Raw genomic sequence first — 13,273 nt, forward strand, 5'->3', positions numbered from 1 at the left:
AGGCATCCGGGCGAAGATGAGGAGGTTCTCATCCTCCTTTCACCTCGGGTTGCCGCCGACCCTGGAGAGTGGTGGTCATGCGATCCGTCCCCAAGGGTTTACTCGTGCTGGCCGCGCTGGCCCTGCCGGTCGCCGCGGTGCTGCTCAGCTTCGCGCTGACCGACTCGCCCCGCTCCCCGCGGGCACCGGAGATGGTGCGGGTGGGCAGCTCGCCCGGGCCGGAGCCGACCTCGTCGCAAGCTCCGCCGCCGCAGCAGTCCGGACCGGGGACCGCACCGCCACCGCCTGCCGACCTGCCGCCGCCCGCGCCGCACGACAACGACGACGACGGCGTGCGCGACGACCTGGACGACGATGACGGCTGAGGCCCCGACCAAGCCCGTCATCAAGATCGCCAACCGCCGGGGCACCCGGGTGCCGGCGCGAGCCCAGATCATGGGCTGGTTGCTGCTGGTGCTCGTGGTGGTGCTGCTGGCCATCGTGCTGATGATCCGCAACTACCTGCACGACCAGGTCGACGAGCAGGTCACCACCGCCGTCGAGCAGGAGGCCCAGGAGTTCGTGAAGTTCGCCGAGCGCGGTCGCGACCCGATGACCGGCCGGCTGCTCGACGACCCGGAGCAGTTGCTGCGCACCTACCTGGGCCAGCAGTACCCGAGCCCGGACGAAGCGCTGATCGGCGTGTGGCGCGGCCCGGCCGGGCTGGACGCGGTCTACCAGGAGCAGGGCGACCGCCAGCGCGCCGCCGCGCACGACCCGCAGCTGCTGCGCCAGATCGTCGAGAACCCGGCCGCCCACGGCGAGCTGACCGCCCGCACCGGACCGGTGCGCTGGGTGAAGGTCCGCGCCGAGACCGCGCGGGGCGACGTGGCCTGGCTGGTCGTCGAGCAGCACACCGCCAGGGCGACCGCGGCGGCCGACCAGAGCGTGCGGGTGCTGCTGCTGGTCAGCGCGGTGGGCGTGGTGCTGGCGGCGCTGATCTCGTGGGTGGTCGCAGGGCTGATCCTGGCGCCGGTGCGCGCGGTGCGGCAGGCCGCGGCCGAGATCAGCGAGCACGACCTCACCCGCCGCATCGAGGTCGACGGGCGCGACGACATCGCCGCGCTGGCCGACCAGTTCAACGCGATGCTGGACCGGCTGGAGGACGCCTTCCGGATCCAGCGGCAGTTCGTCGACGACGCCGGCCACGAGCTGCGCACCCCGATCACCATCGTGCGCGGCAACCTGGAGCTGCTCGGCGACGATCCGGTCGAGCGGGCCGACGTGGTCCGGCTGTGCACCGACGAGCTGGACCGGATGACCCGCATGGTCAACGACCTGCTCGTGCTGGCCAAGGCCGACCGGCCCGACTTCGTCACCCGCACGCCCACCTCGCTGGCCGAGCTGACCAGCGACATCGACGCGAAGGTGCGGTCTCTCGGCGAACGCCGCTGGCTGCTGGCCGACATCGGCGAGGGCGAGCACCCGCTGGACGCCCAGCGGATCACCCAAGCGATGGTGCAGCTGGCGCAGAACGCCGTGCAGCACACCGAGGAGGGCTCGACGATCCGGATCGGTTCCTCGGCCTCCGACGGCGTGGTGGCGCTGTGGGTCGCCGACGAGGGGCCGGGCATCGACCCGGCCGAGGCCGAGCAGATCTTCGCGCGCTTCACCCACGGCAGCGGCCGCCGCGGCGGCGCCGGGCTGGGCCTGGCGATCGTGCGGGCCATCGCCGACGCGCACCACGGGCGGGTGCGCGTGTTGTCCGAGCCGGGGCGGGGTGCGACCTTCCGCCTGGAACTGCCCACCGAAGAGGACGGGAAATGAGCAGGATCCTCATCATCGAGGACGAGCAGCGCATCGCCGCGTTCATCGACAAGGGGCTGCGCGCCAACGGCTTCACCACCACGGTCGTCGGCGACGGCGGCACCGCGCTGCGCGAGCTGCTGGGCGGCGAGCACGACCTCGCGGTGCTCGACCTCGGGCTGCCCGGGCAGGACGGGTTCGACGTGCTGCGCGAGGTGCGCGCCAAGCAGGTGTCGCTGCCGGTGGTGATCCTGACCGCGCGGGACACGGTGCACGACACCGTCGCCGGGCTGGAGGGCGGCGCGGACGACTACATGACCAAGCCGTTCCGCTTCGAGGAGCTGCTGGCCCGGATCCGGCTGCGGCTGCGGCCGGTCGACCGGTCCGCCGAGGTCACCGTGCTGCGCGCCGGGGAGGTGTCGCTGGACCTGCGCACCCGGCGCGCGCAGGTGCCGGGGGAAACGGTGGACCTCACCGCGCGCGAGTTCGCGCTGCTGGAGCTGTTCCTGCGCCACCCGGGGCAGGTGCTCAGCCGGGAGCAGATCCTCTCCCACGTCTGGGGCTACGACTTCGATCCCGGGTCGAACGTGGTGGACGTCTACGTCCGGGCGCTGCGCCGCAAGATCGGCGACGGCCGGATCGGCACGGTCCGGGGCATGGGCTACCGCCTGCAGACCTGAGAGCCGATCGGGACCGCTCCCCGGACGGTGCCGGGTACCCGTCCCCGTCCTCGGCCGCCCTGTGGACAACTCTGTCCACAGCTGTGCACAACTCCCCGGCGAGGGGTGCGTTTTCCCAGGTCGCACCCATGTGGAAAACCTCGGCTCACAGCCTGTGGACAACTCCGCCCCACCGGAGATGAAAGCCCTCTCACCGAAGGTTCACCGAGACCTCAGCGGGGCCGCCGAGAGTGGTTCCCGTGCAGACGAACACCGATTACGCGACCCGCCCGCCGCGCGTGGACCCGCCCGCCGGCGAGCCGGTGACCGGGCAGGGCTGGGCGCTCGGCTTCACCGCCGCCGCGCTCGGCCTGCTCGCCGCGTTCGCGGTGCTGACCGTGCCCGACGCGGCCGGTCCCGGTGAGCTGAGCCGGGACGCGTTGATCACCCTGCTGGTGTTCGCGGGCGCGGTGATCGGCTGGATCGGCAACCGGCTGGACGACAGCTTCGTCGCCCTGGCGGCCGCCGCGCTGCTGGCCGCGCTCGGCGCGCTGGACACCGGGGCCCTGTTCGCCACCCTCGGCGGCGACCAGATCTGGCTGCTGGTGGCGGCCTTCATGCTGGCCGCCGGGATCAACCGGACCGGGCTGCCCGCGCGGCTGGCCGTCGGGCTGGCCGCCCGCGCCAGCACCCCGCGGGCGCTGTTCCACCTGCTCACCCTGGGGCTGGTGGGAACGGCGCTGCTCATCCCCAGCACCAGCGGCCGGGCCGCGCTCGCGCTGCCGCTGCACCGGGGACTTGCGAGCGCGCTGCCCCGCGGGCTGGTCCGCGCGGTCGCGCTGCTGATGCCCACCGTCGTGCTGCTCTCGGCGATCGCGACGCTGGTCGGCGCCGGGGCGCACCTGATCACCAGCCAGGTGCTGGCGGCCACCGTCGGCGAGGGCATCGGGTTCGGGCAGTGGTTGCTGTGGGGGCTGCCGCTGGCGGTGGTCAGCTCGCACCTCGCCGCCGAGCTGGTGCTGCTGCTGTTCACCACCCGCGCCGAGCGCCGCGAAGCGCTGCGGGTGGACGCCGCGGAGCTGCGCGCCCGGCTGGAGGTCCCGGAGCGGATGGGTCACGCCGAGCACCGCGCGGCGCTGCTGCTCGGCGCGGTCGTGCTGCTGTGGAGCACCGAGGCCTGGCACGGCCTTCCGCCCGCCCTGGTCGCGCTGGCCGGCGCGCTGCTGATCACCTCGCCCGGCGTGGGCACCGTGGGTCCCGGTGCCGCGATCTCCGAGATCCCCTGGTCGCTGCTGCTGTTCATGGCCGCCACCACCGCGCTCGGCGGGGCGCTGACCGAATCCGGGGCGGCGGCCTGGATCGCCGCGCACGCCCTGGTCGGCGACCGGCCCGCCACCCTGCTGATCGCGGTCGTGCTGGTCAGCACGGCCGCGCACCTGCTGGTGCAGTCGCGCTCGGCCCGCTCGTCGGTGCTGGTGCCCCTGCTGATCCCGGCCGCGGCGGCGGTCGGCGCGAACCCGGTGGCCGTCGCGTTCGCCTCGACCGCCGCCGCCGGCTTCTGCCACACCCTGCCGTCCTCGGCCAAGCCGGTCGCGATGTTCGCCCAGCTCGACGACGGCTTCCGGCCGCACGACCTGCGCAGGCTCTCGGTGCTGCTGGCCCCGGCGCTGGCCGGGCTGGTGCTGCTGTTCGCGTTCTTCGGCTGGCCGCTGCTCGGCCTGTCGCTGTGATCCAGTCATGTCCACTGTGGAGGAATCAATGCTGCGTTTCGCCGTTGCCCCGAGCGGCTTCAAGGAGTGCTTGGACGCCGAGGAGGTCGCCGAAGCGATCGCCACCGGCATCCGCCGGGTCATCCCGGGTGCCGTGGTCGACGGGGTTCCGCTGATCGACGGCGGTGAGGGATCGGCCCGGCTGCTGGCCAGCGCCACCGGCGGGCGGCTCATCCCGGTCACCGCGACCGGGCCGACCGGGCGGCCCGTCGAGGCGCACTTCGCGCGGTTCGAGGACACCGCGTTCGTGGAGATGGCCGCCGCGGCGGGGCTCTCGCTGGTGCCCGCCGAGCACCGCGACCCCGGCCGCACCACCAGCCGCGGGGTCGGCGAGCTCGTCTCGGCCGCGCTGGACAGCGGGGCGCGGCGGATCATCATCGGCTGCGGGGACTCCGGGATCTGCGACGGCGGCGCGGGCGCGCTGCGCGCGCTGGGCGCGGAGATCCTCGACGCCGCCGGGGAACCGATCGGCGAGGGCGGGGCCGAACTGCTCGGGGCCCACCGCGTCGACGCCACCGGCCTGGACCCGCGTCTGTCCGATGTGGAGCTGACCGTCGCGGTCAACCCGCGGAACGTGCTGTGCGGGCCGGACGGGGTCGCGCGGCGCTACGGCCCGCAGAAGGGCGCCGGCCCGGAGCGGGTCGAGCAGCTGGCCGCGGCGATGTCCCGCTGGGCGCGGCTGCTCGGCGAGCACTGCGGCGCCGAGCTGGCCGAGGTGCCCGGCGGCGGCGCCTCGGGCGGGTTGGCCGCCGGGCTCGCCGGCGTGCTCGGCGCGCGGCTGGAATCCCGCTTCGACACCTTCCTGGCCAGCACCGACCTGGAGCAGCGGTTGCGCACCGCTGACCTGGTGATCACCGCCGAGGGCGCGATCGACGCCTCGACCGCGCTCGGCAAGATCCCCACCGAGGTGGCGCGGCGGGCCAAGCGGCACGGCAAACCGGTCATCGCGCTGTGCGGGACGATCGGCCCCGGCGCCGACACCAGCTACGAGCACGGGATCGACGCCATCACCGGCATCCTCACCGGCCCGACCGCGTTACCCGAGGCCATCGACCGCGCCCCGGCGCTCATCGCCGACGCCACCGCCCGCACCCTGCGCATGCTCCTGCTGGGCAGCACGCTGCGCGCGGCGCGAGATCAGCGGCCGGCCGCGTAGCCCTGGGCTCCCCGCGGGTTGGCCGCCGCCTTGAGCAGCCCGGACTCCGGGTCCCGGGAGACCGCCGACAGGCGGCCGAGGGACCACGGCCCGGTTTCCTCGACGCGGTGGCCGCGCGAGCGCAGCTGGGCGATGGTGTCCGCCCCCAGGCGCGATTCCACCTGCGCGCCAGCGGGTTCCCACTCCCTCGGGTAGAACGACCGCGGGAAGGCGGTGCTGTGCCAGGCGGGGGCGTCGATGGCCTCCTGCAGGTTCAGCCCGGCGCGCACGTGCGCCAGCCAGAAGCACAGCTGCCACTGGTCCTGCTGGTCGCCGCCGGGCGTGCCGAAGGCCAGCGCCGGCTCGCCGCCGCGCAGCGCCAGCGAGGGGCTCAGCGTGATCCGCGGCCGCTTGCCCGGGGCCAGCGAGTTGGGCAGACCCTCCTCGAGCCAGAACATCTGCGCCCGGCTGCCCAGGCAGAAGCCCAGCTCCGGGATGATCGGCGAGGACTGCAACCAGCCGCCGGAGGGCGTCGCCGAGACCATGTTGCCCCAGCGGTCCACCACGTCGATGTGCACCGTGTCGCCGCGGGTCTCGCCGTCCGAGCGCACCGTGGGCTCGCCGATGCCCACGCCGCTGGGGTCGACCGCACCGCCGACGCCGCGGCCCTCGGCGACGAACTCGGGCAGCCGCGGCACGCGACCGCCCGGGTGGCCCGGCCGCAGCTCGGCGGAGGCCGACGGTCCGATGAGATCCCGCCGGTGCGCGGCGTACTCGCGCGAGACCAGGTCGTCGAGCACGCCGTCCTCGGCCGAATCGCCGTACCACGCCTCGCGGTCGGCGAAGGCGAGCTTGGCCGCCTCCAGCGCCGCGTGCACCGTCTCCGCGGTGGCCACCCCGTCCACGTAGGACACGTCCAGGTCCTCCAGCAGCCGCAGCTGCTGGGCCAGCACCGGGCCCTGCGACCAGACGCCGAACTTCGCCAGGCTCCAGCCGCCCGCCAGGTCGACCACCAGCGGATCGGCGTAGGTGGTCTCGAACTCGGCCATGTCCTGCGCGGTGAGCACGCCCGCGTGGTCGCGGCCGGAGTTGTCCCGGTGCGGGATCCGCGCGAACTTCTCCACCGCTTCGGCGACGAAGCCCTGCGACCAGGCTCTACGCGCGGCCTCCAGCTGCGCCTCGCGGTCCGGGCCCGCGGCCTCGGCCTCGGCCAGCAGCCGCTCGAAGGTGTCGGCCAGCACCGGGTTGCGCAGCACGCTGCCCGCCTCCGGCACGCCGCCGGACGCGGTCAGCCACAGCTGCGCCGAACTCGGCCAGTGCTCGACGAACATGTCCCGCACCATGCCGATGGTGTCGCTGATCCGGCCCACGATCGGGAATCCGCCGCGGGCGTAGCCGATCGCGTGGCCCAGCACCTCGCGCAGCGACTTGGTGCCGTGGTCGCGCAGCAGCGTCAGCCAACCGTCCCAGGCGCCGGGCACCGTGGTGGCCAGGAAACCGGTGCCGGGCACCAGCTCCAGGCCCAGCTCGTCGCGGTAGTGCTCGATGGTCGCGCCCGCGGGCGCCTGCCCCTGCCCGCACAGCGCGCGCGGCCGCGGGTCGGCGGCCGTGGCGAACAGCGCGGGCACCTCCCCGCCCGGCCCGTTGAGGTGGGGCTCGACCACCTGCAGCACGAAGCCGGCCGCCACCGCGGCGTCGAAGGCGTTGCCGTCGTCCTCCAGCACCGCCATCCCGGCCGCCGAGGCCAGCCAGTGCGTGGAGGCGACCATCCCGTGGGTACCGGCGAGTTCCGGTCGCGTGGTGAACACGCGTCCACGTTAGGCCGCCGGACGCGCCCGATCGAGTGCCGCGAAGGTCACATCGCCGGTACCGGGGTGCGTCCCACGCCCCGCCAGGACAGCCCCGCCCGGCGCAGCACGTCCGGGTCGAGGTGGTTGCGGGTGTCGACCACGACCGGCCCGGTCAGCACCCCGGCGACCCTGCCCCAGTCCAGCGCGCGGAACTCCTGCCACTCGGTGAGCACCACCAGCGCGGCCGATTCCTTGGCCGCCAGGTACGGGTCGTCGACCAGCGTCAGCGACGCGGGCAGGCCCGGCTCGTCGCCGCGCAGCCCGGGGTCGTAGGCGATCAGGTCGGCGCCCTCCTCGGCCAGCAGCCGGGCGACCTCCAGCGCGGGCGAGTCGCGCAGGTCGTCGGTCCCCGCCTTGAAGGTCAGGCCCAGCACGCCCAGCCGCACGCCGTCCAGCGAACCGCCGCAGGCCTCCCGGACCTTGGCCACCATCCGCATCCGCTGGTGCGAGTTCGCCGAGATGGTCGCCCGCAGCATCGGGAAGTCGAAGGACACCGCCTCGGCGACCTGCAGCAGCGCGGCGGTGTCCTTGGGCAGGCAGGAACCGCCCCAGCCCGGGCCCGGCTGCAGGAACGACTGCCCGATGCGGCGGTCGTAGCCCATGCCCTCGGTGACGTCGGCGATGTCGGCGCCCAGCCGCTCGCACAGCTCGGCGATCGCGTTGACGTAGGACAGCTTGGTGGCCAGGAAGCAGTTGGCCGCGTACTTGACCATCTCGGCGCTGGCCGCGTCGGTGAGCACCGTCGGCGCGCCCAGCCGGGCGTAGAGCGCGGCGACCCGCTCGGCGGCGTCCTGGGTGTCCGAGCCGACCACGATCCGGTCCGGGTTGAGGAAGTCGCGCACGGCCGAACCCTCGCGCAGGAACTCCGGATTGCTCACCGCGGCGACGTCCGGGCGGCCCACCAGCTCGGAGAGCCGGGCCGCCGTGCCCACCGGGACGGTCGACTTGGTGACCAGCACGCAGCCGCGCGGCAGCACCTCGCGGACCTCGCGCACCACCGACTCCACCGCCGCCAGGTCGGCGGCGCCGCCCGAGCCCATCGGGGTCGGCACGCACAGGAAGACCACCTCGGCCTCGGCGACCGCATCGGCCGAGCCGACGGCGAACTTCAGCCGACCGGCGGCGATTCCCTCCTGCACCAGCTCGGCCAGGCCGGGTTCGTGGATGCCCACCTCGCCGCTGTTGAGCTGCTCGATCTTGGTCGCGTTGACGTCGCTGCACACGACCCGGTGCCCCAGCGAGGCCAGGCAGGCCCCGGTGGTCAGTCCGACGTAACCGGTTCCGACGACGACGATTCGGCGGGCGAACACGATCACCACACCCCTTCACCTCGAACGACCAGTGCAGGTCGCCACCCCGGGGGGATCGTGGCACGGGACCGCGCCCGGCTGACCGGGCTTAGCCAACTGTTCAACCGCTGTACTTGCCAGGTGACGAGCCGGTAGCCCTGCGTTTAGGGTGAGCGCTCGTGGAAGCACGACGCCTGGGGGAATCCGGTCTGGTGGTCTCCGCGGTCGGTCTCGGCTGCAACAACCTCGGCCGCCCGAACACCGCGACGCAGGACCTGGCCGGCACGCGCACCGTCATCGATGCCGCGCTGGAGTCCGGCATCACCTTCTTCGACGTGGCCGACGCCTACGGCTCGCCGCGCGGCCGCAGCGAGGAGCTGCTCGGGCAGGCGCTGTCCGGCCGCCGCGAGCAGGCGGTCATCGCCACCAAGTTCGGCATGGACATGCAGGGCGGCAACGGCCCCGACTTCGGCGCCCGCGGCTCCCGGCGCTACCTGCGGCGCGCCGTGGAGTCCTCGCTGCGCAGGCTGGACACCGACTGGATCGACCTCTACCAGCTGCACCGGCCGGACCCGCTGACGCCGATCGAGGAGACCCTCGCGGCGCTGGACGACCTGGTGCACGAGGGCAAGATCCGCTACGTCGGGCACTGCAACCTGGCGGGCTGGCAGGTCGCGGACGCCGCCTGGACCGCGCAGTCGGCGGGGCTGACCACCCCGATCTCGGCGCAGAACCACTACTCGCTGCTGGCCCGCGAGGCCGAGCGCGAGATCGTGCCCGCCTGCAGGCGGTTCGGGGTCGGGTTGCTGCCCTACTTCCCGCTGGCCAACGGGCTGCTGACCGGCAAGTACTCGCAGGGGCAGCCGCCGCCCGAGGGCAGCAGGCTGGCCGGTCGCGCGGACGCGCTGTCCGAGGCGCCGTGGGACCGCATCGAGAAGCTGCGCGTCTTCGCCGAGCAGCGCGGCATGTCGATGGCCTCGGTGGCGCTGGGCTGGCTGGCCTCCCGGGATTCGGTCGGGTCGGTGATCAGCGGGGCCACCACCGCGGAGCAGGTCCGGGCCAACGCCGGAGCGGCGTCGTGGTCGCCCACCGACGAGGACGTCGCCGCGATCGACGCGATCTGCCCGGTCGCGTGAGGCGGTTTGCCCGAAACGCTGGCTCCTGCATCGCGTCAGACACCGCGCGTCAGCAGTGATGTCGCTCGGACGGGTGCGCTGATCCGCTCGGTCAGCCGAAGCGGCGCCGATGTGATGGCGACCACGATCGAGTCATGGAGCTGATCGGGGTAGCTGCACTGTTCGTCGTACTCGCGCTGCTCGCGGCCGTGCCGCTGGTGGTGCTGCTGCACCTGGTGGAGTGGACTTCACCGAGAAAGGCCCAGCGAGATCGGTGATCGCACCGCTGCTTCCCGCCCCTTCCGGGTTCACCGCTGGGCAAGCCGAGACGCGGGTGCTAGACATGCTCGCGTAGCGGCAGTCGAACTCGAAGGATCGGTACATGCAGATCAGCGAGACCGCAGCGATCGTCACCGGCGGGGCTTCCGGCCTCGGCGCGGCCACCGCCCGAGCGCTGGCCGACCGCGGCGCGAAGGTGTTCGCCGTGGACCTCCCGGACGGGATCGCCGAGGCGCCCGAGGTCTCCGGGATCACCTACGTCGCCGCCGACGTCACCGACGCCGAGCAGGTGCAGGCCGCCGTCGGGCAGGCCGCCGGCGGCGAGAACCCGCTGCGGATCGTGGTGAACTGCGCGGGCATCGGCCCGTCGGCGCGCATCGCCGGCCGCAAGGGCCCGCACGACCTGGAGCTGTTCCGCAAGGTCCTGGAGATCAACCTGCTCGGCACGTTCAACGTGCTGCGGCTGGCCGCCGAGTCCATCGGCAAGACCGAGGCCGACGAGCACGGCCAGCGCGGCGTGGTCGTCAACACCGCGTCGGTGGCCGCCTACGACGGCCAGATCGGGCAGGCCGCCTACGCCGCGTCCAAGGGCGGCGTCGCCAGCCTGACCCTGCCCGCCGCGCGCGACCTGGCCTCCAGCGGCATCCGGGTGATGACCATCGCGCCCGGCATCGTGGACACGCCGATGCTGGCCACGGTGAGCGAGGAGTTCCGCCAGGGCCTGGCCGACGGCGTGCCGTTCCCGAAGCGCCTGGGCACCCCGGAGGACTACGCGAAGCTCGCGCTGGACATCGTCGAGCACGACTACCTCAACGGCGAGGTCATCCGGATGGACGGCGCCCTCCGCATGGCCCCGCGGTAGTCGCCTCCGCCTTCTGATGAAAAGAGGCTCGTCTAGAGGTCTTCGGCGTAGGGGACGTCCGCGGCGGCGTCGGAGGTCATCCAGTTGCGGATGGTCCAGGTCGCCCGGACGTCGTCCTCGTTGTAGGTGAGCAGCCGGTCGCGCTGGGTCTCGTCGACCTCGCCGCCGCCGAGGCCGACCGCCTCGCGGTACCAGCGCATCGAGTTCTCGCCGCTGGCTTCCGGGTCGCGCCAGGCGAACCCGGCGCTGGGCGCGATCACCTTTAGCCCCTTGCCGCGGGGGCAGAGGAACTGGTCGCGGACGATCTGGAACAGGTCGACCCACTCGGCCGAGGAGATGAACTCCCGGACCTCGGCCACCGAGGGCACCCCGGGCTTGCCCGCGAACCGCTCCGCGGAGGCCAGCATCCAGCGGTTCTCGGCGAGCTCGTTGTAGCAGTAGGCGCGGAAGCTCAGCCCGCGCTCGAAGGCGTAGCGGCGCACGCCGGTGAACCAGGCCCAGAACTCGGCGAACGAGCGGCCCTCGTCGTCGGAGGGCAGCGGGTCCCAGGTGGCGAAGGCCCGGTAGCCGTGCGCCTGCCCGACGTCCGCCCCGGACAACCAGCAGCCCCACAGGTAGGCCCCCGCGTCGGCGTAGGACTCCATGTCCACGTCGACCTCGACGTCCGCGCGCGGCACGTCGAGCTCGCGCACCCGCCGCACCAGCGGGATGTCCCGCAGCCAGGCCTTGGCCTGCAGCACCGCGTCGGTGTTGCGCACCCCGGTGAGGTTGAGCTCCTCGGCCCGCGCCAGCGGGATCGCGGCCAGCTCGTCCACGGTGGACACGCCCTGCTCGCGCAGCGCGCTCGCGTCCTCGCCGCGCACCACCAGGCTCACGTCCCGGCTCTCCCGCAGCTGGGCCTCGCAGGTCGGCCACCAGGGACATCCGCGGCACTCGTTGATCCGGGAGGGCCGGGCCAGCGGCTCGGCGCCGGTCGCGGCGGCCTCGGCCACCGCGAGCCGGTCGCCGAAGCGGGTCTCGTACTCGGTCAGCGCGGTGCGCCCGCCGGGCCAGTTCGGGTTGCGCAGGTCGTGCCAGACGACCACGTCGGCGTCCACGCCGATCGCGCCGCCGTACCGGTCGCCGGCGCCCATGCCGCACGCGGCCAGCAGCCGCACCGCGTGCGCCAGTCGCAGCTGATCGCGGGGCTGCGGGCGGACCTTGCGGGTCGAGTCGGTCGTGGCGAGCTCCGGCAGCGGGGTCTCGATCGGCGTGACCCGGGCGCCCTGCCCGGGATCGGTGGTCTTGTGCCGGGCGACCAGCACCGGCACGTAGCCGCCCTCGGCGCGCACCAGCAGGTCGATGCTCCCGCGCCTGCCGCCCTCGGCGTCGTCGGGCAGCTGCGCCGCGGAGATGTAGCGGACGCCGGCGCGCATCGCGTCCAGGGTGAGCTGCGCGCGGTCGCGCTGGGTTCCGGTGCGCGGGATCTCGGTCCAGTCGGACCCGAAGGTCGCGCCGAACCAGTCGGCGACGCTGCGCCGGTGCTCGGTGGCGTCGGCGATGCGCTGCTCGATGCCGGGATCCAGCGGTGCCTGGGGCAGGTCGCGGGCCTCCGGATCGTTCTCCAGGTGCACGCGCCGACGGCAACGCGTGACGACGCCTGCGTCGAGCAGCACCTTTTCTCCCACGGCTCAAAGGGTATGCCGTGCCACCGACAGGCGCGTCCATCACCCCGGTGGCACGCGCGGGGCGGTGGTCACCGCGAGTGCACGGTGTTGTCTCGGTGTGCTCGTCGAGCCGCCTGGCGCCAGACTTGGGGAAGATCGCGGACTTGGGAGGTGCGGACGAGGTGAGCAGACTCACTGCCCGGCGCAAGCGGTGCGGCAAGAACAGCGGGCTGTCCGGCAGGGGCGGCGAGCGCAGGGGCCGCGCGGCCCCGCGCAAGCGCGCGGGCGCGAACGGCGCCGAACCGGTGCGCGCGGCCGAGCCGGAGGTCACGCCGGTCCCGGTGGACAAGAAGACGGCGAAGGCGCTGAAGAAGGCGGACAAGAAGACCGCCAAGGCGATCAGCAAGGGCGAGCACGGCCGGATCACCCCGAGCAACGCCAAGAAGGTCATCGGCATCGCCAAGGTCGCCGGACCGGTGCTGGCCCCGTTCGCGCTCAAGGCGGCGCGCTCGGCGCGGGAGCGGCTGGACCGGTCCCGCGCGCGCAAGCTCGGCGTCCCGGTCGAGGAGCTGGGCCGCTACACCGGTCGCGGTGCCGCGCTGCACGCCCGCATCGCCGGGGACACCAACGCGCTGCGGGAGCTGCGCGAGCAGGCGCCGGACACCGAGGCCGAGGTGGTCGCCGAGCGCTACGCCGAGCAGACCGCGCAACGGCTCGACCAGCTCACCAGCGCGGTGCGCGCGGCCGAGCGGATGCCCGCGCAGCGCCGCCGCTCGACGCACCGCGCCGTCGACCAGGAGCTGGGGCGGATCGAGACCGAGCTGCTCGACCGGTTCGGGGTGAGCGCCCGCTGAGCCCCTCAGCGCGCGAGGAGCCCCGGGCGC

12 protein-coding genes are annotated in these 13,273 nt (G+C 73.8%); 9 read left to right on the forward strand and 3 right to left on the reverse strand.

The window, feature by feature from the left end:
• Nucleotides 1-77: 77 nt before the first annotated feature.
• From ACFQRI_RS13805 to ACFQRI_RS13825, 5 genes are all read left to right on the forward strand, one after another.
• Complete coding sequence (locus ACFQRI_RS13805) at nucleotides 78-365, forward strand: hypothetical protein (RefSeq protein WP_380668399.1); 288 nt, start codon at nucleotides 78-80, stop codon at nucleotides 363-365.
• Nucleotides 355-1,806, forward strand: a complete 1,452-nt coding sequence (locus ACFQRI_RS13810) for a sensor histidine kinase (protein WP_380668401.1) — start codon at nucleotides 355-357, stop codon at nucleotides 1,804-1,806. Before ACFQRI_RS13805 ends, ACFQRI_RS13810 begins: the two co-directional genes overlap by 11 nt.
• Nucleotides 1,803-2,465, forward strand: a complete 663-nt coding sequence (locus ACFQRI_RS13815; RefSeq protein WP_380668403.1) for a response regulator transcription factor — start codon at nucleotides 1,803-1,805, stop codon at nucleotides 2,463-2,465. The genes ACFQRI_RS13810 and ACFQRI_RS13815 overlap by 4 nt, the downstream gene beginning before the upstream one ends.
• Before the next feature lie 239 nt (nucleotides 2,466-2,704).
• Nucleotides 2,705-4,174: an SLC13 family permease gene (locus ACFQRI_RS13820; protein WP_380668405.1), complete on the forward strand. Its 1,470-nt coding sequence runs from the start codon at nucleotides 2,705-2,707 to the stop codon at nucleotides 4,172-4,174.
• 7 nt (nucleotides 4,175-4,181) lie between these two features.
• Entirely contained in the window at nucleotides 4,182-5,369 is a 1,188-nt protein-coding gene (locus ACFQRI_RS13825) for a glycerate kinase family protein (protein ID WP_380668407.1), read from the forward strand.
• Here ACFQRI_RS13825 and ACFQRI_RS13830 read toward each other — a convergent pair.
• On the reverse strand, nucleotides 5,351-7,156 hold the full coding sequence (locus ACFQRI_RS13830; protein WP_380668409.1) for a gamma-glutamyltransferase family protein: 1,806 nt from the start codon (nucleotides 7,154-7,156) through the stop codon (nucleotides 5,351-5,353). The two genes, ACFQRI_RS13825 and ACFQRI_RS13830, sit on opposite strands and share 19 nt — an antisense overlap.
• Nucleotides 7,157-7,203: 47 nt before the next feature.
• Nucleotides 7,204-8,508 carry a UDP-glucose dehydrogenase family protein gene (locus ACFQRI_RS13835; protein WP_380668743.1) on the reverse strand — a complete coding sequence of 435 codons (1,305 nt, stop codon included), beginning with the start codon at nucleotides 8,506-8,508 and terminating at the stop codon, nucleotides 7,204-7,206.
• A 158-nt stretch (nucleotides 8,509-8,666) separates the two neighbouring features.
• Between ACFQRI_RS13835 and ACFQRI_RS13840 the strand changes: the two genes are divergently transcribed.
• From ACFQRI_RS13840 to ACFQRI_RS13850, 3 genes are all read left to right on the forward strand, one after another.
• Entirely contained in the window at nucleotides 8,667-9,623 is a 957-nt protein-coding gene (locus ACFQRI_RS13840) for an aldo/keto reductase (protein WP_380668411.1), read from the forward strand.
• 134 nt (nucleotides 9,624-9,757) lie between these two features.
• The gene (locus ACFQRI_RS13845) at nucleotides 9,758-9,880 is read left to right on the forward strand and encodes a hypothetical protein (protein ID WP_380668413.1); all 123 of its coding nucleotides are present in this window, start codon (nucleotides 9,758-9,760) and stop codon (nucleotides 9,878-9,880) included.
• Nucleotides 9,881-9,984: 104 nt separating this feature from the next.
• Nucleotides 9,985-10,743 carry an SDR family NAD(P)-dependent oxidoreductase gene (locus ACFQRI_RS13850; RefSeq protein WP_380668415.1) on the forward strand — a complete coding sequence of 253 codons (759 nt, stop codon included), beginning with the start codon at nucleotides 9,985-9,987 and terminating at the stop codon, nucleotides 10,741-10,743.
• A gap of 32 nt (nucleotides 10,744-10,775) precedes the next feature.
• Here the strand turns inward: ACFQRI_RS13850 and ACFQRI_RS13855 are convergent, their stop codons facing one another.
• Nucleotides 10,776-12,410: a TM0106 family RecB-like putative nuclease gene (locus ACFQRI_RS13855; protein ID WP_380668417.1), complete on the reverse strand. Its 1,635-nt coding sequence runs from the start codon at nucleotides 12,408-12,410 to the stop codon at nucleotides 10,776-10,778.
• Nucleotides 12,411-12,571: 161 nt separating this feature from the next.
• On the opposite strand from ACFQRI_RS13855, the gene ACFQRI_RS13860 reads away from it, so the two are divergent.
• Nucleotides 12,572-13,243, forward strand: coding sequence for a DUF6474 family protein (locus tag ACFQRI_RS13860; protein WP_380668419.1), 672 nt, complete (start codon nucleotides 12,572-12,574; stop codon nucleotides 13,241-13,243).
• Nucleotides 13,244-13,273: the final 30 nt, after the last annotated feature.

It is taken from the genome of Saccharopolyspora griseoalba, from assembly GCF_042665275.1.
Taxonomy (GTDB): Bacteria; Actinomycetota; Actinomycetes; order Mycobacteriales; family Pseudonocardiaceae; genus Saccharopolyspora; species Saccharopolyspora griseoalba.

Excerpts from the sequence above, each read along its gene's own strand:
- ACFQRI_RS13805 (WP_380668399.1), top strand. The coding sequence starts at position 78 with ATGCGATCCGTCCCCAAGGGTTTACTCGTGCTGGCCGCGCTGGCCCTG.
- ACFQRI_RS13810 (WP_380668401.1), top strand. The coding sequence starts at position 355 with ATGACGGCTGAGGCCCCGACCAAGCCCGTCATCAAGATCGCCAACCGC.
- ACFQRI_RS13815 (WP_380668403.1), top strand. The coding sequence starts at position 1,803 with ATGAGCAGGATCCTCATCATCGAGGACGAGCAGCGCATCGCCGCGTTC.
- ACFQRI_RS13825 (WP_380668407.1), top strand. The coding sequence starts at position 4,182 with ATGTCCACTGTGGAGGAATCAATGCTGCGTTTCGCCGTTGCCCCGAGC.
- ACFQRI_RS13845 (WP_380668413.1), top strand. The coding sequence starts at position 9,758 with ATGGAGCTGATCGGGGTAGCTGCACTGTTCGTCGTACTCGCGCTGCTC.
- ACFQRI_RS13850 (WP_380668415.1), top strand. The coding sequence starts at position 9,985 with ATGCAGATCAGCGAGACCGCAGCGATCGTCACCGGCGGGGCTTCCGGC.